This is a genomic window from Candidatus Clostridium stratigraminis (assembly GCF_045310675.1).
In the GTDB taxonomy this organism is placed as follows: domain Bacteria; phylum Bacillota; class Clostridia; order Clostridiales; family Clostridiaceae; genus Clostridium_AT; species Clostridium_AT stratigraminis.
Map to the genome: position 1 here is coordinate 680,425 of NZ_JBJHZZ010000001.1, position 26,654 is coordinate 707,078.

Annotated in this window: 29 protein-coding genes, 1 pseudogene and 1 riboswitch; of the genes and pseudogenes, 20 read left to right on the forward strand and 10 right to left on the reverse strand. The window is 33.4% G+C overall.

The features are described from left to right. Positions 1–14 precede the first annotated feature (14 nt). Both ACJDUG_RS03295 and ACJDUG_RS03300 read right to left on the reverse strand, forming a co-directional pair. Positions 15–2,879 carry an ATP-dependent DNA helicase gene (locus tag ACJDUG_RS03295; protein ID WP_406768453.1) on the reverse strand — a complete coding sequence of 955 codons (2,865 nt, stop codon included), beginning with the start codon at positions 2,877–2,879 and terminating at the stop codon, positions 15–17. 75 nt (positions 2,880–2,954) lie between these two features. Beyond that, a complete protein-coding gene (locus ACJDUG_RS03300; RefSeq protein WP_406768454.1) occupies positions 2,955–3,158 on the reverse strand; it encodes a helix-turn-helix domain-containing protein in 204 nt (67 codons plus the stop codon). A gap of 525 nt (positions 3,159–3,683) precedes the next feature. Here ACJDUG_RS03300 and ACJDUG_RS03305 point away from each other — a divergent pair. The 3 genes from ACJDUG_RS03305 to ACJDUG_RS03315 all read left to right on the forward strand — a co-directional run bounded on the left by ACJDUG_RS03305 (position 3,684) and on the right by ACJDUG_RS03315 (position 6,611). After that, positions 3,684–4,352, forward strand: coding sequence for a recombinase family protein (locus ACJDUG_RS03305; protein ID WP_406768455.1), 669 nt, complete (start codon positions 3,684–3,686; stop codon positions 4,350–4,352). Continuing rightward, positions 4,349–4,837, forward strand: a complete 489-nt coding sequence (locus tag ACJDUG_RS03310; protein WP_406768456.1) for a hypothetical protein — start codon at positions 4,349–4,351, stop codon at positions 4,835–4,837. The genes ACJDUG_RS03305 and ACJDUG_RS03310 overlap by 4 nt, the downstream gene beginning before the upstream one ends. A 154-nt stretch (positions 4,838–4,991) precedes the next feature. Beyond that, positions 4,992–6,611 carry a recombinase family protein gene (locus tag ACJDUG_RS03315; RefSeq protein WP_406768457.1) on the forward strand — a complete coding sequence of 540 codons (1,620 nt, stop codon included), beginning with the start codon at positions 4,992–4,994 and terminating at the stop codon, positions 6,609–6,611. 37 nt (positions 6,612–6,648) lie between these two features. On the opposite strand, the pseudogene ACJDUG_RS03320 reads toward ACJDUG_RS03315, so the two are convergent. The 4 genes and pseudogenes from ACJDUG_RS03320 to ACJDUG_RS03335 all read right to left on the reverse strand — a co-directional run. Continuing rightward, positions 6,649–6,855, reverse strand: a pseudogene (locus ACJDUG_RS03320) (manganese catalase family protein); the annotation flags it as partial. Between the two features lie 15 nt (positions 6,856–6,870). Further along, positions 6,871–7,137, reverse strand: coding sequence for a spore coat protein CotJB (locus tag ACJDUG_RS03325; RefSeq protein ID WP_406768458.1), 267 nt, complete (start codon positions 7,135–7,137; stop codon positions 6,871–6,873). A gap of 13 nt (positions 7,138–7,150) precedes the next feature. Further along, on the reverse strand, positions 7,151–7,402 hold the full coding sequence (locus ACJDUG_RS03330) for a spore coat associated protein CotJA (RefSeq protein ID WP_406768459.1): 252 nt from the start codon (positions 7,400–7,402) through the stop codon (positions 7,151–7,153). Between the two features lie 145 nt (positions 7,403–7,547). Continuing rightward, positions 7,548–7,952 (reverse strand): hypothetical protein, encoded by a 405-nt coding sequence (locus ACJDUG_RS03335; protein ID WP_406768460.1) that lies wholly within the window; start codon positions 7,950–7,952, stop codon positions 7,548–7,550. 227 nt (positions 7,953–8,179) lie between these two features. Then, positions 8,180–8,263: riboswitch (cyclic di-GMP riboswitch) on the forward strand. A 71-nt stretch (positions 8,264–8,334) separates the two neighbouring features. Here ACJDUG_RS03335 and ACJDUG_RS03340 point away from each other — a divergent pair. The 3 genes from ACJDUG_RS03340 to ACJDUG_RS03350 are packed head-to-tail and all read left to right on the forward strand — an operon-like array spanning position 8,335 to position 10,256. Continuing rightward, the gene (locus ACJDUG_RS03340) at positions 8,335–8,709 is read left to right on the forward strand and encodes a response regulator (RefSeq protein WP_406768461.1); all 375 of its coding nucleotides are present in this window, start codon (positions 8,335–8,337) and stop codon (positions 8,707–8,709) included. Next, complete coding sequence (locus tag ACJDUG_RS03345) at positions 8,699–9,334, forward strand: chemotaxis protein CheC (RefSeq protein WP_406768462.1); 636 nt, start codon at positions 8,699–8,701, stop codon at positions 9,332–9,334. Before ACJDUG_RS03340 ends, ACJDUG_RS03345 begins: the two co-directional genes overlap by 11 nt. Further along, the gene (locus ACJDUG_RS03350) at positions 9,327–10,256 is read left to right on the forward strand and encodes a diguanylate cyclase domain-containing protein (protein WP_406768463.1); all 930 of its coding nucleotides are present in this window, start codon (positions 9,327–9,329) and stop codon (positions 10,254–10,256) included. Before ACJDUG_RS03345 ends, ACJDUG_RS03350 begins: the two co-directional genes overlap by 8 nt. A 92-nt stretch (positions 10,257–10,348) precedes the next feature. Here the strand turns inward: ACJDUG_RS03350 and ACJDUG_RS03355 are convergent, their stop codons facing one another. Continuing rightward, the gene (locus tag ACJDUG_RS03355; protein ID WP_406768464.1) at positions 10,349–11,533 is read right to left on the reverse strand and encodes a DEAD/DEAH box helicase; all 1,185 of its coding nucleotides are present in this window, start codon (positions 11,531–11,533) and stop codon (positions 10,349–10,351) included. A 198-nt stretch (positions 11,534–11,731) separates the two neighbouring features. On the opposite strand from ACJDUG_RS03355, the gene ACJDUG_RS03360 reads away from it, so the two are divergent. From ACJDUG_RS03360 to ACJDUG_RS03370, 3 genes are all read left to right on the forward strand, one after another. Further along, entirely contained in the window at positions 11,732–12,037 is a 306-nt protein-coding gene (locus ACJDUG_RS03360) for a hypothetical protein (protein ID WP_406768465.1), read from the forward strand. Positions 12,038–12,138: 101 nt separating this feature from the next. Further along, complete coding sequence (locus tag ACJDUG_RS03365; RefSeq protein WP_406768466.1) at positions 12,139–12,912, forward strand: hypothetical protein; 774 nt, start codon at positions 12,139–12,141, stop codon at positions 12,910–12,912. 243 nt (positions 12,913–13,155) lie between these two features. After that, the gene (locus ACJDUG_RS03370) at positions 13,156–13,725 is read left to right on the forward strand and encodes a hypothetical protein (RefSeq protein ID WP_406768467.1); all 570 of its coding nucleotides are present in this window, start codon (positions 13,156–13,158) and stop codon (positions 13,723–13,725) included. A 72-nt stretch (positions 13,726–13,797) separates the two neighbouring features. On the opposite strand, the gene ACJDUG_RS03375 is transcribed toward ACJDUG_RS03370, so the two are convergent. The 3 genes from ACJDUG_RS03375 to ACJDUG_RS03385 all read right to left on the reverse strand — a co-directional run bounded on the left by ACJDUG_RS03375 (position 13,798) and on the right by ACJDUG_RS03385 (position 16,044). Beyond that, on the reverse strand, positions 13,798–14,454 hold the full coding sequence (locus tag ACJDUG_RS03375) for a DUF3298 and DUF4163 domain-containing protein (RefSeq protein WP_406768468.1): 657 nt from the start codon (positions 14,452–14,454) through the stop codon (positions 13,798–13,800). A gap of 135 nt (positions 14,455–14,589) precedes the next feature. Beyond that, positions 14,590–15,105, reverse strand: a complete 516-nt coding sequence (locus tag ACJDUG_RS03380) for a DnaA N-terminal domain-containing protein (RefSeq protein ID WP_406768469.1) — start codon at positions 15,103–15,105, stop codon at positions 14,590–14,592. 330 nt (positions 15,106–15,435) lie between these two features. Beyond that, a complete protein-coding gene (locus tag ACJDUG_RS03385) occupies positions 15,436–16,044 on the reverse strand; it encodes an NUDIX hydrolase (RefSeq protein ID WP_406768470.1) in 609 nt (202 codons plus the stop codon). Positions 16,045–16,754: 710 nt separating this feature from the next. Here ACJDUG_RS03385 and ACJDUG_RS03390 point away from each other — a divergent pair. The 11 genes from ACJDUG_RS03390 (at position 16,755) to ACJDUG_RS03440 (ending at position 26,485) form a co-directional block, all read left to right on the forward strand. Then, entirely contained in the window at positions 16,755–17,111 is a 357-nt protein-coding gene (locus ACJDUG_RS03390) for an NADH-quinone oxidoreductase subunit A (RefSeq protein WP_406768471.1), read from the forward strand. An 89-nt stretch (positions 17,112–17,200) separates the two neighbouring features. After that, positions 17,201–17,674 carry an NADH-quinone oxidoreductase subunit B gene (locus tag ACJDUG_RS03395; protein ID WP_406768689.1) on the forward strand — a complete coding sequence of 158 codons (474 nt, stop codon included), beginning with the start codon at positions 17,201–17,203 and terminating at the stop codon, positions 17,672–17,674. Beyond that, on the forward strand, positions 17,667–18,110 hold the full coding sequence (locus ACJDUG_RS03400) for an NADH-quinone oxidoreductase subunit C (protein ID WP_406768472.1): 444 nt from the start codon (positions 17,667–17,669) through the stop codon (positions 18,108–18,110). The genes ACJDUG_RS03395 and ACJDUG_RS03400 overlap by 8 nt, the downstream gene beginning before the upstream one ends. A 67-nt stretch (positions 18,111–18,177) precedes the next feature. Further along, positions 18,178–19,293: an NADH-quinone oxidoreductase subunit D gene (locus tag ACJDUG_RS03405; protein ID WP_406768473.1), complete on the forward strand. Its 1,116-nt coding sequence runs from the start codon at positions 18,178–18,180 to the stop codon at positions 19,291–19,293. Positions 19,294–19,331: 38 nt separating this feature from the next. Next, positions 19,332–20,375, forward strand: coding sequence for an NADH-quinone oxidoreductase subunit NuoH (nuoH, locus tag ACJDUG_RS03410; RefSeq protein ID WP_406768474.1), 1,044 nt, complete (start codon positions 19,332–19,334; stop codon positions 20,373–20,375). A gap of 17 nt (positions 20,376–20,392) precedes the next feature. Beyond that, the gene (locus ACJDUG_RS03415; RefSeq protein ID WP_406768475.1) at positions 20,393–20,842 is read left to right on the forward strand and encodes a 4Fe-4S binding protein; all 450 of its coding nucleotides are present in this window, start codon (positions 20,393–20,395) and stop codon (positions 20,840–20,842) included. Between the two features lie 2 nt (positions 20,843–20,844). Further along, positions 20,845–21,345: an NADH-quinone oxidoreductase subunit J family protein gene (locus ACJDUG_RS03420; protein ID WP_406768476.1), complete on the forward strand. Its 501-nt coding sequence runs from the start codon at positions 20,845–20,847 to the stop codon at positions 21,343–21,345. Next, positions 21,342–21,650: an NADH-quinone oxidoreductase subunit NuoK gene (gene nuoK / locus ACJDUG_RS03425; RefSeq protein WP_406763943.1), complete on the forward strand. Its 309-nt coding sequence runs from the start codon at positions 21,342–21,344 to the stop codon at positions 21,648–21,650. The genes ACJDUG_RS03420 and nuoK overlap by 4 nt, the downstream gene beginning before the upstream one ends. Before the next feature lie 25 nt (positions 21,651–21,675). Then, positions 21,676–23,562: an NADH-quinone oxidoreductase subunit L gene (gene nuoL, locus ACJDUG_RS03430; RefSeq protein WP_406768477.1), complete on the forward strand. Its 1,887-nt coding sequence runs from the start codon at positions 21,676–21,678 to the stop codon at positions 23,560–23,562. After that, the gene (locus ACJDUG_RS03435; RefSeq protein WP_406768478.1) at positions 23,562–25,058 is read left to right on the forward strand and encodes a complex I subunit 4 family protein; all 1,497 of its coding nucleotides are present in this window, start codon (positions 23,562–23,564) and stop codon (positions 25,056–25,058) included. The genes nuoL and ACJDUG_RS03435 overlap by 1 nt, the downstream gene beginning before the upstream one ends. Continuing rightward, on the forward strand, positions 25,058–26,485 hold the full coding sequence (locus ACJDUG_RS03440) for an NADH-quinone oxidoreductase subunit N (protein WP_406768479.1): 1,428 nt from the start codon (positions 25,058–25,060) through the stop codon (positions 26,483–26,485). Before ACJDUG_RS03435 ends, ACJDUG_RS03440 begins: the two co-directional genes overlap by 1 nt. Positions 26,486–26,654 lie beyond the last annotated feature (169 nt).

The following is a 26,654-nucleotide window of genomic DNA, read 5'->3' on the forward strand; positions in this document are numbered from 1 at the left end:
CCTCCAAACTTATTTTATTTTCCACAATAAAACCTAAAGTCACATTCATTACAGGTCTTTAAGGAAGCCGCTTTTTGCTTATATTCTTTACGTAAAATCTTGTGAACTGTATCATCAAACGCTGCAATAGTAGCATCGACAGATGATTTCTGATAAGGATAAGTAATAGTCGGAACTCCTGTTTCTTCACCAGTATAGTAAAGATGCATTTTACTTACCTTTTGTCCCGTACGCTTCTCAACAAGGTGTGCATATACTTGTAATTGTCTACGGTAGTGTTCCAGCCTTTCTACGTCTTTAATCATATCTGGCTTCTTCTCAGACTTAAAATCTACAAGTTCAACCGTATCACCTTCACCTTTTATAAGGTCGATGGTACCCTCAATTATGTAGTCTGGCTTTACAAGACTAACATTTACCTCGGCTTCTTTTATTGTGTTCCAATGTGTAGCTTGTCGTTCAGCATAACGTAAGACTTGCTTGAGTGCCGCATTTCTCTGAGGTTCAGCAAGATATGTGCGTTCACTCTTAGTTAGCGAAGTATAGTTTGAATCGAACCATACAGTTATATTATCAGGTGTTATTAGATGTTCTTCACTACGAAGAGCTGCACGATGTACATCTTCAATCGTTTGGTGTACAAGCATACCGAATAACATAGCACTTACACGCACAGGTGCGAATCCTAACTCTTTGAATAGCTTGTATTGTATTGAACACGTTTCGTATACAGAAATATGTGATGTAAATGAAAATGCATCCTTGAGGTTAACATCTTTAACTACTTTAAAATTAAACTCGGATAAATCAAACTCTTGGCTATCTATGTTAGGTAAGTCGCCATATATCTCGCTAAAGTACATACTCGGAGTACGCTTATCCTCATTACAGGTGAGAATTAGCAAATCTTGCGCACGTGAAAATGCTGTATAGTAGAGTCTCCAAAAGTCAAAGAACTTTGTATCGTCGTGAGGCTCAAATGCAGGCCGCTTAAAATACTTTTCCTCAACAGTTTTTAACAAATCTTTATAAGATTTCCTAGGTATATTGCTTAGAGAGTCAACGAATACAATGGGAAACTCCATCCCCTTTGACTGGTGTATTGTCATAAACGAAACACAACCGCTTGGAGCGTACTCAGCATCATCCTCATACTCTGATATACCGCCATCGAATAATAGCTTCAAATAAAGGTTGAAAAACCACTCTGTGTTATTGTTTATGTGCTTCTCACTTAAAACGTCTATGCGGTGCAGGTACTCAAACTTGCCTACAACCTGCGTAAATAATGCGATATTGCGCGCTGGCCGCACATCAACAACACCAGCCGTCATATCAGTATCAATAATCTCCGAAAATGGTGCAAACTCGAACATCTGATAAATCAACCCTGAATAAGAGTAATCAGTTGTTCCTTTAAGGTTAGTGTGTATCTTCCCTCGGTGTCGTATCCAATTACGAAAATCCGCAGACTCAGGCCTAACTAGGTATTCATTTGCCCCTACAATACAGCTTCGGAAGTAATTATAGTGTTCTGGGCGAATAAAATCATACTTCCCTTGTTCCAACCCCTGTACATAGGTAGGAAACATTAGCATAAGACAGCCTATTAACAGTTTAATCTCTTCACGCTGAAAGAACATATCAGAACGTGGAGAGTAAACCTGTATGCCATTCTTCTCTAAGAAGTTAGCAAGCCCCACAACACGCTCGTGCTTTACTGAGTTAAATAGAAATGCGAGTTGGTTGTAATCAGCCAGCTTTCCTGAGTGTTTTAATTCGGTTATAAACCCTAAAATCTTTTCATACCACTCTTCTACATCTTCCACGCTCGATAACTTAACTACTGCAGGACTTTTTAAGTTAGACTTAACGTGAGGTTTAATTGTTTTATCAAAGCGAAATCCTCTCCAACGAAAGCGGAAACGAGCACCATCAGTAGTTGACATCCAAGTGTTGTAGAAGTCAACTATGTCGCTATTTGAACGGTAATTCACATCAAGAGGTATAACTTTGCAGACACCTTTGGCAAACTTCGAAGGGAACTCAAGGATATTACGGATGGTTGCACCTCTAAAGCGATACAGCCCTTGGTCATCATCGCCAACAACGCAGATGTTCTGATAATGATTACCAAGAAGAAATACTATTTGTTCTTGAATAAAGTTTGTATCCTGATACTCATCAACCATTATGTATCTGATTTTACTTTGCATATCCGATAAAACGGACGGATTGTTTATTAGCAACCAATAGGCTTCAACCTGAATAGCAGAGAAGTCCAAAAGATTGTTTTCAACTAATACCGATTTATATGTTTCTAAAATACTCCCGAGAGCTGAAATTTGTTTGTCTGGGTCTGCTTTTAAATCAGAAGGCTCTATCATCTCCTCAGATAGGTTGTTGACTAAGCCACATATCTCGCCTGCGTTGCGCCAAGCGCCTCCATTTGATAGTACCAAGTCTATACCATCAATGCTGTTGAACCGTTTAATGTTCTGGAATACAGTATAGCTCTGGTCAAAAGCGTCCAGCGTACGATAATTCTTTTTAAGTCGAGTATACTCAAGGTTTTCCTTTATAATCCGCAAGCAAAGTGAATGGAATGTTCCTATATACATTTCATTTATGTTTACTTGGATTCCTCTAGCATCAAGCTCATTTGTAATTCTTGTTATGAGTTCCTTTGCTGCTTTTTCCGTAAAAGTAGCCATCATAATATGTTCAGGCATAACTCCTCGTTCCTGAATCAAATAAATAGCACGCTGAACTAAGGTATAGGTTTTACCTGTTCCCGGACCAGCGGTTATAAGCACAGGTCCATCTGAAGTTTCAATGGCTAACCGTTGATTCTCGTTGGCATTACCAAAGTTAAACATTACTTAATACCCCCTTAGGATTTACCTAATAATAAACTTGCTCTATTGTAGTTTTAATACTTATTGACAGCACACCTATTGCATCATTTCCATAATATCACTAATGTCGCACTCCAAAGCTACACATATCTTTTGTAGAGTTTCTGTGCTAACGTGTTGATTCTTACCAAGTTTAGTTATAGATGCCGAGCTTATTTTTGATAACTTCTGTAAGTCTTTCTTTTTCATATCTCGGTCTATAAGTAACTTCCATAGTTTCTTATAGCTAATCTCAGACATTTTTCTCACCTCTGCTTAAATAAGGACATTATACCACTTCAATCTACTTATTGCATATAAAATCTTTACAATAACAAGAATATTCTTTCGTATATTTGAGCAGTTAATAACTTTCTGGCCGCATTTTTTATTGTTTTAGTATGCTTGGTGTAGATATACTCCCTCAGGCACTATAAAAGTTTCTAAAAGGAGACTTAGCATCCAGTTCCCGTGCCCTTTATAATCAGATAAGGCAAACGTCCTAATAGGGCATACTGTAAACCAACTACGCAAACTCTGTAAAATAAATCCAAAAGTAGTTTGTTTAGACTTATTTTTGGTTTTTTAAACCAAAGTTTGTTAAAGTCTATTGACTATAGCTGATAGATAGTGCACTGTAGGATGTGTACAAATAATCAGTTGATTTCACGGACACTTATTAGACATAGTTTCTCACCGATAAAACTACTAGAAAACACACCTAAACCTGTCCGTTTACAAGTAATAGATTCCGTGGACAATTCTATTCAATGAACTGGAGGTATTATGATGATAGCAGCCTATACAAGAATATCGACCAATAAAGAGACTCAAAAGCACGACCGTCAAGAATTAGCAATTTCAGAGTATGCCAAGAAGAACGGCTTTGAAATCCAAATGTGGTGCAAGGATACCATCACAGGTAAGACAAGAGCCGAAAGCAGACCTAACTACCAATATCTAAAGTCTCTGCTCTCCGAAGGCAGTATACTTTTACTTTCAGACCTAGACCGTCTGGGGCGTGATGCAACAGACACCATTATCGAGATAAAAGACCTACAACAGCGTGGAGTACGCATAGTTGCACTAGATATACCTTATATGTCCGACTGGGACCGCATGAATGACGACAGTATTTCACGTATGATTATAGATATAGTCGTGACTTTAAAGGCTCATATGTCTCAACAGGAACGTGAAAAGACAGTTTCCAGAATAAATCAAGGACTCGCTGTTTGTCGTCAAAATGGCATAAAACTCGGACGGCCGATAAAACAGGATTTACCTGCTGACTTCGTTAAGAAGTATGAAGCTTTCTTAGCTGGTGCTTATGGTAAGCTAAGCATTGTAGGCTTTTCAAAAATGATAGGCCTAAGCCGTAGCACAGTGTATAAATACATTAACATATATAATAGTAGTAAAAAATATAACGAGAACCGAGGTGCTACCTTATGATGTATTGCCTCACCTGCGGTCTAAAACGACCCAATAATTTTAAGTCTAATGTATGTCCTAAGTGCAAATCCTACCTAAAATATGTGGAAGCTCCTGCTAAAAGTACAGTAATCAAATTTTATAGGGCAGGCCTAGCTGTAAGTTATGCAACAGCTGAGGTGTACAGCTATGCTAATTGTGCTATACACACTACAAATATCAATATTGGACTAGCTAAACCTTACCAAGCTAGTGTATTCAGACAGCTACCAAACGGAGTTGGTTATGTTTTACCTAGCTCATCTAAGTATGAAGACCACATATCCTTAGAGCACCTACTAGCACCCATAAGGACTTACGGTATGCTACGCTATGAAGTTCCGTACCTTGACCATACTGAGGCTAAGACTATACTAAAAAAGAAACTGAAAGAACTGGATGCTTGGGTTGATGAAGCCCTAGAGGACGGCTGGATTAGTATATGTAATTTGGCAGGCCTACTTTAAAGTAGCAAATAGTCGGCCTACTGCTAATAAAACCTCAATTTGCTTATATTCATAGGTAAAATTAGCATAGGCTTTTATATAACCTGTGTGCTATAATGTTGCTGTACCTATAGTGATGATGATACGACTTAATAGTTTGTGAGGTGTCTAGGATATGAAAGAACGATACTGTATGTACTTGCGAAAGTCCAGAAAGGACGATGACCCAAGTCGAAAAGGTGAAAGCATTGATGAAACACTTGCTAGACATTATAAAAGTTTAGAAGAAACTGCACAGAGGTTACATCTGAATGTAGAAATGGTATATAAAGAGGTTGTTTCGGGTGACAGCATTGATGCTCGACCTGTAATGCAACAACTATTACAGGAAGTCCAAAACAAGCAGTGGACTGGAGTTTTAGTAGTCGAAATTGAAAGATTGGCTAGGGGTGAAACCATTGACCAAGGTATAATTGCCAGAGCATTTAAGTATAGCAAGACGCTAATCGTAACTCCTAAAAAGACTTTTGACCCCACCAATCCCTTCGATGCTAAATTCTTTGAGATTAACTTATTATTCAGTCGCTTTGAGTACGAAGCTATTACAGGTCGTATGCAAGAGGGTCGTTTAAGAGCCGTTAAAGATGGCTGGTATGTTGCAAATAGGCCTCCTTATGGTTATGAGCGAATAAAACACGCTGGCGACAAAGGGTTTACTTTAAAACCTATACCGAAACAGGCTGAAGTCGTTAAGATGATATATGAACTATATACAACAGGTGAGTTACAAGCAGACGGCACATCAAAGCGACTTGGTGTTAGTCTTATTGTGCATAGACTTAATCAACTTAAAACCCCCACGATTAAGTCTGATAGGTGGGTGCCTGCAACCGTCAGGGATATATTAATTAACCCTGTCTACATAGGTAAAGTACGCTGGAATTGGAGACCTGCCGATAAAGCCTTTAATGAAGTTGGAAACTTAACAGTTAAAAGGCCTAGAGCCACGAATGATACTTGGACAATAGCAGATGGGCGACACGAAGCTATCATAGACCCAGAAGTGTTTGAGCTAGCACAACAGTTTATGAAACAAAACCCAGCAAGACCTGTCGGTGAGAGAAACACGGTAAAGAACCCTTTGTCAGGACTGGTTATTTGTAGTATGTGCAAAAGACGAATGACACGACGGCCTTATGGTAAAACAGGTTATCCTGACACACTTATGTGCCAAACACCTAAGTGCCCATGTGTTTCTTCACATCTTAACATTGTGGAAACGAAGTTACTTGAGGCTTTGGAAGACTGGCTTGCAGAATACAAGCTACAATGGAACATTGGTAATAAGCCTAAAAAGACTAAGAACTCTATGCTTGATAAGTTTAACAAATCCCTAAAAGACCTTAACACAGAGATGGATAAACTGGCTAAGCAACAATCAAGTCTTGATGACCTCTTAGAGCAAGGTGTGTACACAGTTGATAAATATAAACAAAGGACACAAGAGCTGGAAAAGCGAATAAAACAGGTACAAGACGACCGTAAAGTCATAGAGGAACTAATAAAAACCGAAGAAACACGTGAAGTGAATCGCACCTTGATAATACCTACCGTGGAACGAGTGATTGAAACATATCATGCACTTCCAACAGCACAGGCCAGGAACGACCTGTTGAAAGAAGTATTAGAGAAAGTTGAGTACACTAAAACTAAAGGCGGCAGATGGCATAACTCACCTGACGACTTTAAGCTTAGGTTGTTTCCTAAGCTACCACGCTCAAGCTACGATAAATAAAGGGCTTGAGCGACTTTTTAAAGTTACACTGATAACCTAGTTGGTCTAATTCTTCAGTACCAATATCATTACAGGTAGCAATAGCCTGAGGGGTAATCATTGAATACCTCTGACTTAAGTATCTAAGTGATGCACCTAATTCCCCATCGGGTCCGCCGTATTGGGTAATTATTATCTTTGCCATTTCTGGATTTGGATTCTTAATCTTTACTGGAAATTCAAGCAATTTTTCGTATGTCCACATATATTATTCCCTCCCTTATAGCCTAAAGTTAGCTTCATATTCCCATGGCCAGGGTTCTTTTATCCATTGCCAAGGATATGGGCTGTATGAATCATGCTCACCAATCATTCCAAAGCTTCTTTCATACTCCTGCTTAAGCATTAAACTTTCTTTTACATAGCCATTGTACTTTATAAGAGCTTCACGGTCAGATGGATGTGTGTTTAGATATAAAGCGAGGTCTTCTAGCATGAAATTTACAGCGGTTATTTGTTTTAAAAGCTGAAATCTATCCATTTTCATATAGTTACCTCCTTTATATATTACCAAACGGTCTAGTATTCTTATCTTTTCCTTCATAAGGACTATAAAGCTCTGGAAAAACAGTTCCTTTGGTAAGAGCCTCTAGGGGGGATAAGATTGTGCATAATTTCTGGTAAGGAACATAAGCAGCAGCTAGTCGTACATTTCTAATAACTGTTTCCTGTGGAATACAGTTATTTTTAGGGTTAAAGTTCATCTCCTGCATTTGGTACATATTAAAATCCGGCTTTTCATCATGAGCCATGTTTATTTTCCTCCTTAAAAGTTGCTCACATAATATCAGTATATGTTTATAAATAAGCTTTGCCACAAGTGGGATATAAATTTAGTATAATTACATGTATAGCTTCAATGATTATTTATAATTTTATGGGAAAATTGATGAGGCTCTATAACAGACTAAATGGTAACTGGACTTCTTTTAATCTTTCCTTAGCAATTATAAATCTTAATAGAGTACCTACTAAAGAAAATGTAAAGCTTGCTATTATAATTATATTTGGTGTTACAGATACTTTTGAAGAACCGGTTAGTATTTCCTTCTCCACTTGATTTTTCCTAATTATAGCAGCTATTAAAAATATTAAGTATGAACAAATAGATAATAAGTTTGAATCAATTACAATCTCGGCTGCTTTAATGGTAGTACTTTGTGATTGGGCTAATAAACCCATCTGTTTTTCTTCTAAAGCCTGTTTACCTGTTATACCAGATTCAATACCTAGTAAGCTTGATGCTATAAAAATTAATTGGGCTATATTTTCAGAGTTTATCAATTCAAATTCAGTAGGCATATTTTCACCCCCTTTATATATAATATTAAAAGTACATAGAGATGTTAATTCACTATTATTACAGCGTTAATGTTTTATTATAAATCTTTTCAATTCATATAAATACCTATCTACAATTTTAAAAAATATTAGTGATTAATTAAATGCTAATGCTTAAGTTTGAAATTGTTATTGAAATAATTTATATTATGTGGTAGTATCTAAGAGTTATAATTTACAACAAATTTAGATATAAGGGGAACTATGATTTACATATTTCACTTGGGCATCTTATATGTATTGAGTTTATGATGCAACCCACCCTATATTCATATTTTTTATGAATATAGGGTTTTATTTATATTAAATTATTTCATTACGAAGCTTAGGAGGCATATAAAAAATGAATATTTTAATTGTTGATGATTCCACCTTTTCTCAAAAAATATTAGGTAATTTAATTGCAAAATATTTGGAAGAGGCTAAAATTTATTTTGCTATAAATGGACAAGAAGGATTTGAGAAATACAAAAATATTAAACCTGAATATACTTTTGTAGATTTGTTAATGCCTGAACTAAATGGCCAAGAATTAATTAAGTTATTAAATGAATATGATTCTAATGCAAAAATCATAGTTGTTTCTGCAGATGTTCAAAAAAGCATAAAGGAAGAAATGAACGCATATGGAATAATTAAATTTATAAACAAGCCTATCACTGAAGATATAGCAAAATCTATATGTGAGATAATAAGGAATGATAAAAATGAAGAGTAAGATAGAAAGAGAAGATATATTAAGGGAGCTCTTTAATATAAGTGTTGGTAAATCAGCAAGTATACTTTCTGAAATTATTAGCAAAAAAATATTTTTAAATGTGCCAATTTTAAAAATTATAGATATAAATGAAGAAGCAGTGACAATAAACAATTATCTTCCGGAAGTAATGAAGGGAACTATTATGGTATCCTCCATTGCATTTAAAGATGAACTAAGAGGAAAGGCAAGGCTAATATTTCCTGCAGATAAAATAAGAACATTTATTAATTTGTGTTTAGAAGAAGTTAATGAATATGAAATAAATGATATGAATTTTACAGACACAGATTATGACATCATTAAAGAAATAGGAAATATAATATTAAATTCAGTAATGGGTGAATTAGGAAATTATCTAAAAATGAAACTAAGCTATACATTGCCTGAAGTAAAAGTTTTCGAAAAAGTTGATTTTGAAAAAAATATAAAAAATGATGAATATACACATATGCTAATGTTATATATTACCTTTAAAATAGACTATAAAGAAGTGTCAGGAGCTATAATAATTAATCTAACTTTAAGTTCATTAAGTGAATTATTGAATAGAGTGGAATTGGTAGAAGATGGCTTCAATGATTAGTATTTTATATGAAATTTTAGAAAATATAAATGAAGGTATATTAATATTAGATTCTGATTTGAAAATTTTACATTGGAATAATCATATGATATTTTTAACTAATTTAAGTTGTGAAGATACAATAAATAAGAATGTATATGAAGTTATTCCTAGCCTAAATAAAGGTTATTTTAAAAATGCAATTGATAGCGTATTAACTGATGGAAGAAAGATGTTCTTTTCGGCAGCCATGCATAAAGATTTATTGGACTTAGATAAAAATTTAAATTTAAAGATAAGCAGGATTGAAAAGAATAATTTAAATTTTATACTTATGGAATTTATTGATGTAACTAATCAATTTTTGCGTATTCAGCAGCTAAAAAATTATGTTAATGAGTTATATGTTTTAAATAAAGAATTAATAGAAAAAGAAAAAACTATTAATAAGCTAGCTTATTATGATGGGTTAACAGGCTTAGCAAATAGAATGCTTTTTTATAAACTTGCAAGCAAACTTTGCATAAATGCTATAAGAAGTGACAGCCTTTTAGGCCTTATGTTTATTGATGTTGATAATTTTAAAGAAATTAATGATAAATATGGTCATAAAATAGGAGACGATGCACTGGTGTATTTAGCCGAAATTTTGAAAGAATCTACTAGGGAAGGAGACGTAGTTGCTAGATTTGGAGGGGATGAATTTTTAATATTACTTCCATCAATAAAGGATCGGCATGATTGCGAAGCTGTAGCGTCAAGAATTACAAATAAGAGGAAAGTTTTACTATGCGGCTCTGATGAAATAGAATTAGCATTAAGCATAGGGATAAGCCTTATGCCAAGTGATGGTAAAGATATAGATGAACTAGTATCAAAAGCAGATAGCGCAATGTATAAAGTTAAAAGAAATAAAGGAAATGGATACTATTTGTTTGAATAGAGTTTGTAAATCTGATGTATTAATAACTTATATATTAGTAATTAAATGGACTGAATCCGTTATTTATCGGACTCAGTCCTTTTGATTTACTTCTAATAATTTTTTATTCTTAAAGTCTTCTTTTTACTAATTACTTTATTGGTAAGAGTAGTTATAAGGCTTCCAAGGTGCATTTCCTTTGAAGCAACACTTATATTAAATTCCTTTTCGTACTTTTTAATTAGACTCAATTCCTTTTGAGTTACTATAGAAATAGCTTTACCAGATTTAGTAGCTCTACCGGTTCTGCCTACTCTGTGAAGATAATCTTTTGAATGCTCAGGTAAATCTAAATTGATAATATGAGTAACTTCTTTTATGTCTAGACCTCTTGCTGCTAGGTCTGAGGCTACCAATATTTGCAGCTTTCCATTTCTAAAGTCCTCCATTGCCCTTTGACGTTCCTCTTTAGTAGCTTTGCCATGTATTCCATAGACTTTAAAGTGATGATACCTAAGCTTTAAAGTGGTTATTTCTGTCTCTTCACTTTTATTTATAAAAACAATAGCTTTGTTAGGCTTTTCAGCTGCAATTATTTTTCTAAGTACTTCCATTTTGTCTCTTTGCTCTGCTAAAACATACATGTGTTCTATATTTGAATTAATATTATTATTTATACGAATAACTTCAGACTCTTTCATGAGATTTTGGGCTGTGACTATAACACTAGCATCTATAGTAGCTGAAAACAACATAAGTTGCCTGTCTCTAAGTGTTGTTTTAATAATATCCTTTACTGTTTCCAAGTTTTTCTCATTAAGAAGCCTATCAGCTTCATCAATAACTATAGTTTTAATAGTATGGGCACTAATTTTTTTCGCTTTTATAAGTTCAAGAATTCTTACTGTGGAGCCTACAATAATGTGAGGCTTTTCTCTAAGCTTTTCTGCTTGTCTTTTTATATTTACATCTCCAATTATAGGTAAGGAAGTAATAGGTATATTTGAATCCTCAGCTAAGGTTTTAATTACCTTATCTATTTGCATAACAAGTTCATGTGTAGGTGCTAGAATAATTGTATGCATCTCTCTTTTTTCGGGTTCTATCCTTTGAAATATTGGAAGTAAGTAAGCTAAGGTTTTACCACTTCCTGTTTGTGATTGACCGATAATATCTTTATTCTTAAGTGCTATTGGAATTACCTTTTCCTGAATTTCTGTAGGTGTAAATATATTTTCTTTTTTCAATCCATTTATTAAATTTGAATTAAGACCTAAATCATCAAATGGTATTAACATAGTTGATCTCCTTTATAATAATCAAAATCAAAGTATTACTAATTTTATACTTTGAAAGTTATTTTGTCAAAATCTTAAAAAATTATTTTTCCCCCCTTAAAACAAAATCCAAGGTTCGTATATAACTTTGAATGTGGACATAGGAGGTATAGCAATTAATAATTGTTATGTACATATTAGGAATACAGGAGGGAAAATATGAGACGCAAGCTTGCGGTAATGCTTTTAGTATCAACTATTTTGCTATCAGGTTGTTCTGGTATAGGATTAAAATCTAAAAATGAACAAGGAAACAATGCTTCAGGAACTCAAAGCACTCAAACAGATGAGAGAGTACAGGTTCAAACAAATTTTAACTCAATTAAGCCCGGTACTGTTCCAAAACTTTCAGGAGTTCAAAATGCACAAGTAAATGTTAAAGTAGACTCCACCTTGAAAGATTTAGATAGTGCATTAAAATCAATTCAAGATGCTAAAGATATCGATTATAATTCAGTAAATTAAAAGGAGGTTAAAGCCCTAAATGGGCTTTAACGAATAGTTTTACGAGCGGGAGCGAGTGAGCTTAATTGCTCAGTGTTTCCGACTAAAGGGAGGAAATAGCAATGAATAAAAAGAAAATACTTTCACTAGTTTTATCAATACTTGTAGTTTTACCGGCTACTGCATATGCAAAGGGTAATAATGATTCAAAGGGTAATACAGGAAAAGGGCAGCAGGTGGTTCAAAGTTCTAAAGATAAGAACAATGATAAAGAGGATAAGGATCAAGAAAAAGATAATGAAAATAAAAATGCAGTAAATGGTCAAGAACATAAACAAGAAGCTATGCAAAATAAAGCTGATAAGAAACAGCAAATTGAGCAGTTTAAAACTGCCATGAGAGCAAAGCATGCTCAAATGGCTGATTTAAGAACGAAAACTAAAGCAGTTAGAAGTCAAGTTGAACAAAAGAGAGAACAGCTTGAAACAATTATAGAAGATATAGAAAAAGGGAATAAGACACTTTCACCAGATATGCTAAAGTCTCTTCTTGACACAGCTCAAAATCTTAAACTTGATGTTAAAGAAGTTAAAGCTACTGCAGAAATAAATAATGAAGTAGCTGACACTCAATCAAAGGTTAGCGGTAAAGATTTTAATAATGCTTTAGCATCAATGGATAAAGTTATTTCAAAACTTCAAAAAAGATTAGATGCTTTAAAGCAATTAAATAATGATTTAGATGCAGCACTTGCTATAGCAAATCAAGCAGTAGCACCTGCGCCTGCATCATCAACAAACTCAACTAGCACAGCAGGAGCAACATCAACAAGTACAACTGATTCTAATACAACAGCACCAACAACTTCAACAAATACAACTACAACTTCAAACTAAATTATAAAGTTAGAAAATTAAAAGCATAGGTTCGCTGAAATTATAATATTAAAGTAGACATGAAGAAAAGCATGTCTACTTTTTTAATGTTATGATTTACAGTTAAAAGATTTCTTTTACAAATATCTGCGATAAAAGTCTATAGAAAACTATTGTATAATATAATTTACTATTTAGTGGATACAATAAAGCTAACTGATGTGAATTGGTGATTAAAGGTTGGTATATAAGGAGGAAAATGAAGTGCTTAAAATAAAAAATTCCACTTCAGATATTGAAATAGATGAGGAAGTTGCCATTATTAAAGTTATAGTAAATGACACAAAGGATATCTTTGAAAAGCTTGGATACAGATCATTAGAAGATAGAGTCCTAAATGAAGGCTTTGAAACCTATATTATAAGTTCTATAAAAAATTATCCACTGAAAAGCAAGGTAAGTCTAAAAATTAGCTTTATGAAGGAGGATGATTATATAGATATTTCTTCAATTAAAAAAGTTATACATACGCATTTTAAATATAAGGCAGAAGAAAAGAATTTAAGTCTTAAAGAACAATTTAGACAGTGGTTGACAAATATGACAATAGGACTTTTGTTTCTCATACTATGCATAATATTAGTAGAAGTTTTAGAGAGATTTTCAGATACCAATCTTGTTAAGATAATTAAAGAAAGTTTGCTTATTATTGGATGGGTGGCGTTATGGGATCCTATTACATTTATATTGTTTGGATGGAGAACTGAAAAAAGAAGTATATCCTATTATGAAAAATTAAGCCAAATAGATATCTATAATGAAAAGGTAAAATGAGGGATGCTGCATATAGAATTTTAAGCATCCCTTTAAATCTATTGTGGACTAATCTTCAAGCATTAAATATATTTAATGTAAAAGATTTTTGATTGGGCTCAAAGGACCTAAGATATTTATTATTTCATTATAGGGTATTTTAATTTCAAAGTTTCCATAATAGTAAGGTGTGAATTCGTATATTTTGTAATAAAGTACAAGTGAGTCAGGGGTTAGATAGAACTGTTGATCATCTGTAATTCCATTATAAGGAGCAATTAGTGGAACCCCCATAGCTTTTACTTTTTTTACAGCTATTTCACTTAAAATCCTTGTATAATATACCTTTGAATTAAAAAGATCAGAAAAACCATAGGTTTCTCCTGTTTCTAAGTTAGCAGTTATAGAACCATAGTAGGTCATTCCATGAGCTGCATGGTTTTCATAAATATATAATTCAAAAAGCATGCTTATGAGTCCCTTTTCGTTTAAAGGGACCTTATAGTCGCTTACAACATCTGTTAGATCCTTTTTTTTCTTAACTATTGCGTGATCCGTAAATAATAAGCCTTCAAGTGAAACAATTAAATCATTTATAGCATCTTCTGCAACTTTATTTTCCAGTTCTTCAATTAATGGATATTTTAATTTAAACTCTGATGGGGAAAGTATTTGCTCACCAAGACCTGCTGAAATATTTTTATCATTAACATCCATGTCCATACTTTCAGGATAACTAAAGTATATCATGATATAATCCTTTCTTTAATTGCTATAAATCATAATATGATTGAAACTTTATAACTGTGAAATGAAAATAGGGTAATTTCAAAGCAGAAGGAAAACAAAAGGCGGTACAGAATTTATACTGTACCGCCTAAATATCTACCAGGATAAGCTTAAGATGTAATTGTTGTCAGATGTTAAAAGTTCGGCTTTAAAACCTCTATTTAATAGAAATTCCTTAATTCTAAAATATAAATCTTCTATGAATGTAGAATCCTTCAAAAATTCCATGGTTACTTTTGTATCTCCATTTTTACTTGCAGCTTCAATAAAATCATAGATGTCTCTTACATATGAATTTACAATTTCAGAAATTTCAGCATCAGAGCTGCTTAATAACAATGGATAACAAATACTTGGCTTAAATTCGCCCTCAGCTAGAGTTTTGATAATCAACTTATTGAAGTTAAAGCAATCTCTGTATAATTCTTCAACATTATCAACATATCTTTCAATAAAGGTTTCCTTAATATATTGATTAGGCACTGAAATAACAATATTTTCATTCTCTAATTCAGCAGTTTCAATAAAAGAAAGCCATGCTGTATAGATAACTTCATTATATTCTTGCTTTAATACTTCACTTATCTGATTATTTATTTTTGAAATACTCATTTCAAGCCCCCTTAATTACCAAATTTAGATTTTAATAATATTTCTTATATACAAAACGAAAAATGAAATGTCAAATAATTCATCCTTCATAATATATATTATATGTGTAAAAATTATATTGGTCAATGGGTAAAATGAATTATGGACGATACTAAAATGTAAATTTTATATTACCAAACTATTAAATAATAAATTTATTTTTAAAGTAGCCACAATTCAGAAACAAATTAATTTCCAAATATGACTTAATTAATAAATTTTGAAATAAGTCATTTTGCAACTTGCAAAACAAGGTTTTTCTTATTATATATATACTCAATATTTAAGGAATTATAATATATCAAATAGATTTTCACCTAATTTTACAAAGCTTTGAAGAGTTAGTAATGCTTTAATATCCATTTTTACACTACTTTCTAATAGGGATTTTGCATCTTCCTTATTGATTAATAAAGCTTCAATATCTTCATCATCTTCGAGATACTTATTTGAAATAGCCCCTTCACAGCTGCAATATACCATAGCTACTGATTCATCTGTCATTCCGGCAGAAACATAAACCTTACTGCTAGTTATTTCGTGGTTTATTTGAATTAAGGATAAGCCAGTTTCTTCTTTTAATTCTCTTCTCACAGCAGTTTCAAGGGTTTCGTTTTTATCTAAAAGACCGGCAGGAAGTTCATAAACATAATCATTTAAGGGAACTCTAAATTGTTTTATTATAACAAGACATTTACTTTCCTTATGTAAGGCTGCAATAATAACAGCATCAATACTTTCATCCTTACCATTAAAATATTGAGCTTTTAAAGTTTCAAAGTCTTTTCTAGAAGCTACCATCCAATGCTTTAAAGTACCTTTTCTATTTTCATACTCTGCATCATACACGCTCAAAAATTTTGTTGCAGCAAGAGGAATAAGTTTTTTTATTCTATTCATAATAACCTCCATCATTTATTATTATTACCATTAACTTTTTTAATATTTATAAGATTTTTATATTTACTGAAGATAGTAAAAGTTATTAAGGTTTATACAAGAATAACGCTGAGGAAACCTTTGCTATAATTATACTAATTTTAATTACTATTAATCAAATTAATATAATTTATTAAAAAAGCTGTATCACTATTATTATACAGAGTGTACCTATTTAGGTTCATTTTAAAAAAATAAAGTAGCTTTTTTTAAACAAATTATTGAAATCCTATAAAAACTTAGTGAAAAAATATATTTAATATGTACTATTAATGAGAAAAATTACAATAAAATGACCATAAAAATTGTTTTTTGTTGAATTTTTCACAAATGGGGTAAATTCTTATGATTTTAACAGGTTGATAATGTATATCATTCATTTTCATTGATTTTAGATGTTTGTTCCATTGATAATGAATAAAAACAGTAATATAAAAAGCTCAAAATAATGACTTGTAAATTTTAAATTTGATATTAATTACTAGCTTTTTTACTTAAAATTGAAGCACATTGTTAAACTAATATTTAATTATCCATATATTGAAATAAGATATTAAAAGAATTAAAATTAATAATGTGTTAATAAATATTATCATATTGAAACTGTATCATTTTTTTCCTTCAAAACTTTGATACAGATAAAAATATTATTTATGAAAGGGGAGCATAAAATGAATCAAGATTTTGGCACCTTAGGTATATTTTTATTAGGCGGAATTGCATTCGGCTTTATAGTTATTATAACCAATTGGTTTGTAAGACCAAAAAGGCCAAATTCGGAAAAGGAAAAAACTTACGAATGTGGACTTGATACACTTGGACCTACTTGGGTACAATTCAAAATAAGTTATTTTCTATACGCACTAATATTTGTAATATTTGATGTGGAAACAGTTTTCCTTTACCCATGGGCAGTTGCATTTAAATCAGTAGGATTTTTCGCTTTTGCTGAAATGTGTATATTTGTCGCAATTCTTGTAGTAGGCCTGTGGTATGCATGGAAGAAAGGAGCCTTAGAATGGAAGTAAATAATAAAGAGACAGCGCTAGATAGAGAAGCAGAGTTTGATAAAGAGATAGAAGAGCTTATAGCAGATAACGCAGACGCTAAATATTTTATGGCTAATAATATAGCTTTTACAACCGTAGAAAAAGCCATCAATTTTTGCCGATCAAATTCTTTGTGGCCAGTTTCCTTTGGACTTGCATGCTGTGCTATTGAGATGATGGCATCTGGTGATGCTAGATATGATATATCAAGATTTGGATACGAGGTTTTCCGTCCATCGCCTCGCCAAGCAGATGTTATGATAGTTGCAGGAACTGTAACAGATAAGATGGCTCCGCTTTTAAAGCGTCTATACGAGCAAATGCCAGAACCAAAGTATGTTATAGCTATGGGAAGCTGTGCAATTTCAGGGGGACCTTTTGCTGATTCATATTCCGTAGTACGTGGAGTAGACGAGTTAGTACCTGTAGATGTGTTTATCCCAGGCTGCCCTCCAAGACCAGAAGCTTTAATTGATGGATTCTTAAAACTTAAAGAAAAGTTAAATAAGCCAGAGATTGTGAAGGTGAAGAGAAATGGTTGATATTAATAATCTACTGGAAGAATTAAATAAGCATTTTAATGGACAATTAGTACTTTCAGAAAATGGACAGGCAATTTATGTAACTAGAGAAAATATAGTTGATGTCCTTAAATTGTTAAAGGAAGAATTGGGATTTGGAAGACTTGCAGATATTACCTCAGCAGATTATGAAGACCGGTTTGAAGTAATATACCACCTATTAAATGTAAAGGCAGAACTTCTAGCTGTAAAGGTAAAACTTCAAAAAGATGATATGGAAATTCCAACCATAACACCTGTATGGAAAGCTGCTGATCCTCAAGAAAGAGAAATTTATGATCTTATGGGAATAACTTTTAAAGGTCATGAAAATCTTACAAGAATTTTGTGTGTAGATGATTTTGTAGGACATCCGCTTCAAAAGAGCTTTAAACTTGATAAAGTCAACAGATTTTAATAAATGAAAAAAGCTGAACAATTAATATTTGTTCAGTGCAAAAAAGGAATGCTAGGAGGAGTTTCAAATGTCTTTATTAGAAGAAAATTTTGAGACACAGGAATATCAAATAAATTTAGGACCACAGCATCCTAGTACTCATGGAGTATTTAGGGCGCTTCTCACTTTAAATGGTGAATACATTGTTAAATGTGAAAATCACATAGGATACCTACACAGAGGTATGGAAAAATTGGCAGAAGACAGAACTTATGCTCAATTTGCAGCTCTTACACCTAGAATAGACTATTTAGCAGGTGCACTAAACAATTGGGGCTATGTAATGGCTGCTGAAAAGCTAATAGGAATAGAGGTACCAGAAAGAGCAGAATATCTTAGAGTTATAGTAGGTGAACTGCAAAGAGTTGCAAGCCATCTTATTATGATTTCTAGTACTCTTATAGATTTAAATGCTACTACAGGCTGGATGTATGGTTTTACTGCAAGAGAATATACCTTAGATCTACTAGAAATGATTACTGGTTCAAGAATGACTCCTAACTATTGCGTGATTGGCGGTGTTATGGATGATCTTCCAGAAGGATTCATAGAAGCCTTTGAGAAAAACCTGCCTTTAATTGAGGAAAGAATAAAGGATATTGATGGTCTAATTACAGGAAATGAGATTTTCCAAGGCAGAACAAAAGGTATTGGTGTCATTACTAAAGAAATGATTGAAAGGTACTGCATAACTGGACCAAATGTAAGATGTGCAGGAATACCTTATGACCTTAGGAAAGTAGCTCCTTATAGTGTCTACGATAAATTTGATTTTGAGGTTCCAGTGCTTCAAAATGGAGACAGCTTTGATAGGTACTATATGCGTATTCTTGAAATACGTGAAAGTATTAAGATAATAAAGCAGGCTCTTTACAATTTACCAGAAGGACCTATTATGGCAAAGGTGCCAAGAATTATAAAACCTCCAATAGGAGAGACATATTGTCAAATAGAAAGTTCAAAGGGTATACTTGGATTTTATTTAGTTAGCGATGGAAGTACTAAACCTTATAGATGTCATGTACATTCCCCTTCTTTTGTTAACATCGGTGTTTTCCCAGAAATTGCAGTTGGGCAGACACTTCAGGATTTTGTTGCTACCTTGGCATCCTTTGACATATGCCTGGCTGAAATTGACCGGTAAAATTTTTAAAATTTGGCTTTTGAGAAGGAGAATTTTAAATGAATGTATTGAATGATATTTTTATAAGTGGTGCGAAACTAATACAGAATATTTTAAACGCCATAGGTATTCACGGATTTTTCTCATCTTTAATTATGGATGTAGTTTATTTTGTAGCAGTTGCAGCTGTAGTTACCTTTAATATCATTATGATATTATGGGTAGATAGACGTGGTGCCAGCTTTTTTCAAGAAAGAGTTGGTCCTAATAGAGTAGGTCCCTTTGGACTATTGCAGTCAATGATTGATGCTGTAAAGCTAATAGGTAAGGAATCCATTATTCCAGAAGCTGTAGATAAAACCGTTTACAAAGTGGCTCCAATTATTATTTTTACAGTAACTATAATGCTTTATGCTGTATTACCTTACGGAAAAGGAATGTCAGCAGTTAATATTAATGTTGGTATTCTTTATTTTACTGCAATTTCATCCACCTCAACTGTTGCTATCCTTATGGCTGGCTGGGGTTCAAATAATAAATACTCACTTCTTGGTGGAATGAGGACAGTTGCTCAGATTATAAGCTATGAAATACCGCTTTGCTTTTCAATGATTGGTATAGTTATGATAACAGGAACCCTCAATTTAAATGATATTGTAGCTTCACAAAATGGTCTTTGGAATATAATAAGACAACCTGTAGCCTTTATATTATTTCTTATCTCAGCACTTGCAGAACTTAATAAATCCCCGTTTGATATGATGGAAGCAGAACAGGAAATTGTAGCTGGTTATCATACTGAATACACTGGAATGCGTTTTGCATTATTTTTCATGGCTGAATATGCAAATTTATTTGTAATGGCAGGTCTCGGAGTTACTTTATTCTTAGGCGGCTGGCAGGGACCAATATTACCATCTTGGCTTTGGTTTATGCTTAAATCCTATTTTATGATTTTCATCTTCTTGTGGCTTAGATGGACACTTCCAAGAGCAAGAATAGAAAAAATGATGCAATTTAACTGGAAGGTTTTGATTCCAATTTCTATAGCTAATCTTTTTGTTACAGGTGTAGGAATAAAACTTTTTCAATTAATTAGATAGTTTGGAGGTGTGATTACATGTATGGTTTCGGATTGTTAAAGGGACTTAAAATAACAATGAAAAAATTCTTTCAAAAGAAGGTAACTCAGCAGTATCCAGATGTTCAGCCTGACTTACCCGTACGTTCTCATGGTTCCTTTAAATTTGATTTTGATAAATGTATATCTTGTAACATGTGTGCAGATGCCTGCCCAAATAGTGTTATAAGAGTTGATTTTACTAAAGATGAGAAGGGTAAAAGAGTCCTTCAAAAATATAACATGAGTCTTGGATATTGCTTGTTTTGTGGACTTTGTGTAAAGGCTTGTCCAAAGGATGCTATAAACTTTTCTACTGACTTTCATATGACCTGCTTTGATAAGGTTGATACCAGCTATTATTGGAGTAAACCCGAAGAACAAGGTGCTAGGGAAGAAATTGCAGTAGACTCTCCTGCAGAAACTGCAGAGAAAGGTTTGGAGGTGTAGGCATGGTTGCTTCAATAATATTTTATATTGTAGCTGCATTAATAATTTTTACAGCACTAAATATGGTACTTTCTAAAAACTTAGTACACAGTGCTTTATTTATGGCTGCTACCTTCATGTTAATAGCCGTGATTTATGTGCTTTTAAATGCTGATTACTTAGCTGTAGTACAAGTTATGATATACGTTGGTGCTATTTCTATACTTTTAGTATTTGGTGTTATGCTCACAAAAAGAACATATATGGATGATAGCAGTCGACTGAATAGATATAGTAAATATGCAGCTGTAGTAGCAGTTCTAATATTTGCTGTATTTGTAAGAACAATTATGGTTACAAGTTTCGTTCCAAGCGGAGGTAAAGCAGCAGAATCTACAATTGCTGCAATCTCAACACTTCTATTAAATGATTATTCAATTGCCTTTGAAGTTTCAGGTTTTCTGCTTTTAGCAGCCACCATAGGGGCAATAGTAATAGGGAAAGGAGTGAAGGAAACCAAATGATAACTTTGTATCATTACTTAATTTTAGCTGCAGCACTTTTCTCTATCGGACTTTATGGAGCTGTTTCTAAGAAGAACGCTATTGGAGTATTTATGGGTATTGAATTAATGCTTAATTCAGTTAATATTAATTTAGTAGCCTTTAATCACTTTTTAAAACCAGAGGTACTTGCTGGACATACCTTTGCAATTTTTATAATAGCTGTAGCAGCTTGCGAAGTTGCAGTAGGACTTGCAATTATCTTATCCCTATATCGCCACAGAAAAACAACGACTGTTGATGATATTGATTTATTAAAATGGTAGATTACTATAAGGAAGGTGAATATTAATGGCTCTTAATGCGTTGCTTTTAACACTTTTACCGCTTATATCCTTTGTAGTAATTGTGTTCATTACTAAAAAGCAAAAAATGGTCAGTGCTATGATAGCATTAGCGGCGATAGCAGCTTCTGCATTACTATCAATTAACATATTTATTAATGTGCTTAAAGATAAAACCCCAAAGGAGTTTTCTGTGGATTGGCTTAACATTCCTTCCATTGGATCTTTTAAGGGACTCCATATACAGATGGGTATTCTAATTGACCCACTTTCAGCTTTAATGCTTGTTATTGTAACTTTTATAGCTACATTAGTAATACTTTATTCATTAGGATATATGAAAGGTGATACAAGTTTTTCTAGATATTTTGCATATATCTCACTTTTCGTATTTTCAATGCTGGTTTTAGTAATAGCAAATAACTATTTCCAGATGTTCGTTGGCTGGGAATTAGTTGGGCTTTGCTCCTATCTATTAATTGGGTTCTGGTTCCACAAACCATCAGCAGCAGATGCCAGTAAAAAGGCTTTTATAACAAATAGATGGGCAGATTTTGGATTTATGATGGGTATCATTTTGTTATTTGTTACCTTTGGTACCTTTAACTTTGGAGAATTAGCAACATTAATACCTGGTGCTAAAGGAGCAGGAATAGCAATTATAGCGGCACTTGTATTTATTGGACCTGTTGGTAAATCTGCTCAATTCCCATTACATGTATGGCTTCCTGATGCAATGGAAGGCCCAACCCCAGTAAGTGCTCTTATCCACGCAGCAACAATGGTTGCAGCAGGAGTTTATTTAATAGCTAGAGGCTACATTTTATTTGAAAGCGTTCCTCAAGTTTTAACAGCTATGGCTTATATAGGTGGTTTCACTGCAATTTTTGCAGCTTCTATTGCTCTTGTGCAAAAGGATATTAAAAGAATACTTGCTTTTTCTACCTTAAGCCAGCTTGGTTACATGGTTATGGCAATGGGAGTAGGTAGTCTTTCAGCTAGTATGTTCCACTTAACAACTCATGCATTTTTTAAGGCATTATTATTCTTAGGTTCAGGTAGCGTAATTCACGCTATAGAGGAACAGGATATTTTTAAAATGGGAAATCTTAAAGAAAAAATGCCTATTACAACATGGACTTTTGTTATCGGTTCACTTGCCCTAGCTGGTATATTCCCACTGGCAGGTTTTTGGAGCAAGGATGAAATTTTAAGTGCAGCTTTAAGCAGTGGGCATACTGGTCTTTATGTTATAGGAACTATAGTTGCCTTTATGACTGCCTTCTACATGTTTAGATTAATATTTATAGCATTCTTCGGTAAGAAACGTTCTGATATACATGCTCACGAATCAAGCTGGGTTATGACACTTCCACTTGTAATACTTGCTGTTTTATCAGTAGTTTCAGGTTTTACTAATTCTAGCTGGTTCTATAACAGCTTTGGACAAAGCTTTAGTACACTAATATTCTTTAAGGAAGCAGAAGTACCTCATGTAAACATGGCAGTAGCAGGAATATCAACTATAGCAGCATTAGCTGGCATACTGACAGCTTACCTCATTTATATTAAAAATGCTGTAAATACAGAAAAGTTAGCAGAAAAATATCATGGCCTATATAATCTTCTTTATAATAAGTTTTATATTGATGAAATATACGGCTGGGTATTTAACAGCATAATGTTAGCTGGTGGAAAGATATTTGACTGGATAGACCATAAGGTTATAGATGGAATCTTCGATGGGTTTGCAAGACTTTTGGGATATACAGGAAAGAAGACCCGTGTTATGCAGACTGGATATTTACAAAGCTATGCTTTAGTAATATTTACAGCAGTGGTTATAATAGTAATAGTTATGTCCACTCCTTTATTAGGAGGTGTGTTTAAATAATGGGATTTCATATATTATTTCTAATATTTTTAGCGCCTATTATCGGTGCAATCCTCTTATTATTTGTACCAGAAAAAAATGATAAATACGTTAAGGTAATAGCAGCTATAGCTGCCTCTATAGCACTTATTTTGTCACTAGTTGCTTATTTTAATTATGATAAGGCAGCAGGCGGGATGCAGTTTGTTGAGAGTTATTCCTGGGTTAAAAGCTATGGGATAAACTTTATACTTGGTGTTGACGGCTTGAGCATGCCAATGGTGCTATTAACTTCAATAATATTATTTAGTGGAGTATTTGTATCCTGGAAGCTTGAGAAAAGAGTTAAGGAATTCTTCTTCTATATGCTTGTGCTTGTTGGCGGAGTTTTTGGTGTATTTATGACAGGGGACCTATTCTTGATGTTCTTATTTATGGAAATGGCAGTAATTCCAAAGTTTATTCTTATAAATGTTTGGGGAAGTAAGAACAAAGAATATTCAGCTATGAAATATACACTATATTTACTTGGCGGAAGTGCAGTTGCATTAATAGGTGTAGTTGCAGTTTATGCTTATGCAGGAAGCCAAACCGGAACATATACAATGGATTTAGCAGCTCTTTCAGCTGTAAAATATGATGTTAATTTTCAAAAGGCTATTTTCTTTATGTTAATGCTTGGGTTTGGAGTACTAGTTCCTATGTTCCCTCTACACAGATGGACACCAGATGGACACTCGGCTGCTCCAACAGCAATCAGTATGCTTCTTGCCGGTGTTATTATGAAGCTTGGAGGCTATGCATTAATACGTATTGGGCTTAACTTCTTCTCACAAGGTGCACATTTTTGGGCTCCGGTAATAGCAGTACTTGCTACAATAAATGCTGTTTACATTGCATTTGTTGCTATGGTTCAAAAGGATATAAAATATATGATTGCTAACTCATCAGTAAGCCATATGGGATATGTGCTTATCGGTATTGCTTCATATAATGCAGCATCACTTAACGGTGCAGCAGCTCAGATGTTTGCACATGGTATCATGGCAGCACTATTCTTTACATTAATAGGTAATTTATATGAAAAATCACATACTAGGATGATAGCTGATTTTGGAGGGCTTGCTCATCAAATGCCAATACTAGCATCAGCTTTCATGGTTACTGGACTTGCATCACTAGGTCTTCCAGGCACCTTCAACTTCATTGCTGAATTTTCAGTTTTCGTAGGTGCTATACAGGTTTACCCAGTGCTAGCTGTTATATCAATATTTGCTATAGTAATAACTGCTATATATGTATTAAGAGTTATCCAGCAGGTATTCTTTGGTCCACGTAATGCTAAATGGGATCATTTAGAGGATGCAAAAGGTGTAGAGTTAATTCCAATTGTCCTATTAGGAAGTATTTTAATAATACTTGGATGTTTCCCAAGTCTTATAATGGACATGTTTAACAGCGGAATAGTTCCAATAGCTCAGAAGTTTATTTCTTTAAGTATAGGGGGGCTGTTCTAATGAATTATAATGCGATTACGCTTGAAATTCTCGTAGCTATACTTGGCATAGTGCTTCTTGCTCTAAGTCTTATATTACCTAAAGGCAAGAAAAATGTTATAGGATATATTTCTGCAGCAGCACTTCTAGCGATTTTAGCTGTAAGCTTTATTTATAAGCCTTCAGAAGGTATAAGCTTTATAAAAGGCATTTATGTAAGCGACAGTATTTCAACTTATTTTAAACAGATATTTATAATTGCTGCAGCATTAGTTACCCTAATGTCTGTTACCTATGTAAAGAACCTAACAGATAGCAAAAGTGAATTCTTTGTATTACTTATATTTGCTCTATTAGGTATGATGGTAATGGCATCAGCTAATGATTTTATTACACTTTATATTGGTCTTGAGCTTATGTCTATTTCCTTTATAGTATTAACTGCTTTTGATAAGAAGAGTATTAAATCAACTGAAGCAGGTATAAAATATGTACTTCTAAATGCAATGTCCTCTGCCGTTTTATTATATGGTATGAGTTTAATTTATGGAATAAGTTCTTCTCCAGTATTTACAGATATAATTGCCTTTATGAAAACAGGATCTGCTCAGCCAATAGTTGTTGTTGGAGGTGTCCTTTTAATTGCCGGCTTTGGATTTAAAATATCTGCTGTTCCATTTCACATGTGGTCACCAGATATATATGAAGGAGCACCAACTCCAATTACAGCATTTTTAGCTGCAGGTTCAAAAATAGCTGCTTTTTCAGTTATGATAAAGCTGTTCATGCAGATAATGCAGTATTCCTATAACACAATGGTTGTTTTAATAATTGTATTGGCAGCATTATCCATATTAATAGGTAATATAATAGCAATTCCACAGACAAACTTAAAAAGAATGTTAGCATATTCAAGCATAGCTCATGCTGGATATATTCTAGTGGGTTTAGTGTCCTACACTAAGGGTGGAATAAGCGCTATGCTTTATTATTTACTACTTTATGTCTTTGCCAATATTGGTGCCTTTGCATCAATTACGGCCTTTACAAATCAAACTGGCAAAGAAGACATTAAGGATTTCAGTGGTATGTGGAAGCGTTCACCGTTTCTATCTTCCATACTTCTAATTTGTTTGTTGTGCTTAGCAGGTATACCACCAACTGCAGGTTTTATTGGAAAATTCTTCTTGTTCTCAGAGGCTATAAAGCAAGGTTATCTATGGCTTGCCTTATTTGCAATGTTAATGAGCGTAGTTTCAATGTATTATTATAGTATTGTAATAAGAGTTATGCTTATGAATGATGCAGAAGATCCTACTCCAATAAAGATTCATAGTTCATTAAAGGTTGTAATGGTAGTTTGTATAATTATGATATTAGTAATGGGATTATTCCCTGGAACAATCTCAGATTGGACAACTACAGTTGCTAATACTTTTATAAGGTAATTTAATTAGATATAATAATAATTATAATGGCAGTCACATAACTTAGGAGTTATTTGGCTGCTGTTTTTTCATTTTCCTTGACATTGAACATATGTTCGTATATAATCAAAATATAGAATATTTCAATTAACAATACATAAATAATGTAATGCAGCTTGAATAGATTGAA

What these genes read in the sequence shown, in the direction of transcription:
- ACJDUG_RS03295 (WP_406768453.1), bottom strand. Translation starts at nt 2,879, where the DNA reads ATGTTTAACTTTGGTAATGCCAACGAGAATCAACGGTTAGCCATTGAA.
- ACJDUG_RS03300 (WP_406768454.1), bottom strand. Translation starts at nt 3,158, where the DNA reads ATGTCTGAGATTAGCTATAAGAAACTATGGAAGTTACTTATAGACCGA.
- ACJDUG_RS03305 (WP_406768455.1), top strand. Translation starts at nt 3,684, where the DNA reads ATGATGATAGCAGCCTATACAAGAATATCGACCAATAAAGAGACTCAA.
- ACJDUG_RS03310 (WP_406768456.1), top strand. Translation starts at nt 4,349, where the DNA reads ATGATGTATTGCCTCACCTGCGGTCTAAAACGACCCAATAATTTTAAG.
- ACJDUG_RS03315 (WP_406768457.1), top strand. Translation starts at nt 4,992, where the DNA reads ATGAAAGAACGATACTGTATGTACTTGCGAAAGTCCAGAAAGGACGAT.
- ACJDUG_RS03325 (WP_406768458.1), bottom strand. Translation starts at nt 7,137, where the DNA reads ATGAAAATGGATAGATTTCAGCTTTTAAAACAAATAACCGCTGTAAAT.
- ACJDUG_RS03330 (WP_406768459.1), bottom strand. Translation starts at nt 7,402, where the DNA reads ATGGCTCATGATGAAAAGCCGGATTTTAATATGTACCAAATGCAGGAG.
- ACJDUG_RS03335 (WP_406768460.1), bottom strand. Translation starts at nt 7,952, where the DNA reads ATGCCTACTGAATTTGAATTGATAAACTCTGAAAATATAGCCCAATTA.
- ACJDUG_RS03340 (WP_406768461.1), top strand. Translation starts at nt 8,335, where the DNA reads ATGAATATTTTAATTGTTGATGATTCCACCTTTTCTCAAAAAATATTA.
- ACJDUG_RS03345 (WP_406768462.1), top strand. Translation starts at nt 8,699, where the DNA reads ATGAAGAGTAAGATAGAAAGAGAAGATATATTAAGGGAGCTCTTTAAT.
- ACJDUG_RS03350 (WP_406768463.1), top strand. Translation starts at nt 9,327, where the DNA reads ATGATTAGTATTTTATATGAAATTTTAGAAAATATAAATGAAGGTATA.
- ACJDUG_RS03355 (WP_406768464.1), bottom strand. Translation starts at nt 11,533, where the DNA reads ATGTTAATACCATTTGATGATTTAGGTCTTAATTCAAATTTAATAAAT.
- ACJDUG_RS03360 (WP_406768465.1), top strand. Translation starts at nt 11,732, where the DNA reads ATGAGACGCAAGCTTGCGGTAATGCTTTTAGTATCAACTATTTTGCTA.
- ACJDUG_RS03365 (WP_406768466.1), top strand. Translation starts at nt 12,139, where the DNA reads ATGAATAAAAAGAAAATACTTTCACTAGTTTTATCAATACTTGTAGTT.
- ACJDUG_RS03375 (WP_406768468.1), bottom strand. Translation starts at nt 14,454, where the DNA reads ATGATATACTTTAGTTATCCTGAAAGTATGGACATGGATGTTAATGAT.
- ACJDUG_RS03380 (WP_406768469.1), bottom strand. Translation starts at nt 15,105, where the DNA reads ATGAGTATTTCAAAAATAAATAATCAGATAAGTGAAGTATTAAAGCAA.
- ACJDUG_RS03385 (WP_406768470.1), bottom strand. Translation starts at nt 16,044, where the DNA reads ATGAATAGAATAAAAAAACTTATTCCTCTTGCTGCAACAAAATTTTTG.
- ACJDUG_RS03390 (WP_406768471.1), top strand. Translation starts at nt 16,755, where the DNA reads ATGAATCAAGATTTTGGCACCTTAGGTATATTTTTATTAGGCGGAATT.
- ACJDUG_RS03395 (WP_406768689.1), top strand. Translation starts at nt 17,201, where the DNA reads ATGGCTAATAATATAGCTTTTACAACCGTAGAAAAAGCCATCAATTTT.
- ACJDUG_RS03400 (WP_406768472.1), top strand. Translation starts at nt 17,667, where the DNA reads ATGGTTGATATTAATAATCTACTGGAAGAATTAAATAAGCATTTTAAT.
- ACJDUG_RS03405 (WP_406768473.1), top strand. Translation starts at nt 18,178, where the DNA reads ATGTCTTTATTAGAAGAAAATTTTGAGACACAGGAATATCAAATAAAT.
- nuoH (WP_406768474.1), top strand. Translation starts at nt 19,332, where the DNA reads ATGAATGTATTGAATGATATTTTTATAAGTGGTGCGAAACTAATACAG.
- ACJDUG_RS03415 (WP_406768475.1), top strand. Translation starts at nt 20,393, where the DNA reads ATGTATGGTTTCGGATTGTTAAAGGGACTTAAAATAACAATGAAAAAA.
- ACJDUG_RS03420 (WP_406768476.1), top strand. Translation starts at nt 20,845, where the DNA reads ATGGTTGCTTCAATAATATTTTATATTGTAGCTGCATTAATAATTTTT.
- nuoK (WP_406763943.1), top strand. Translation starts at nt 21,342, where the DNA reads ATGATAACTTTGTATCATTACTTAATTTTAGCTGCAGCACTTTTCTCT.
- nuoL (WP_406768477.1), top strand. Translation starts at nt 21,676, where the DNA reads ATGGCTCTTAATGCGTTGCTTTTAACACTTTTACCGCTTATATCCTTT.
- ACJDUG_RS03435 (WP_406768478.1), top strand. Translation starts at nt 23,562, where the DNA reads ATGGGATTTCATATATTATTTCTAATATTTTTAGCGCCTATTATCGGT.
- ACJDUG_RS03440 (WP_406768479.1), top strand. Translation starts at nt 25,058, where the DNA reads ATGAATTATAATGCGATTACGCTTGAAATTCTCGTAGCTATACTTGGC.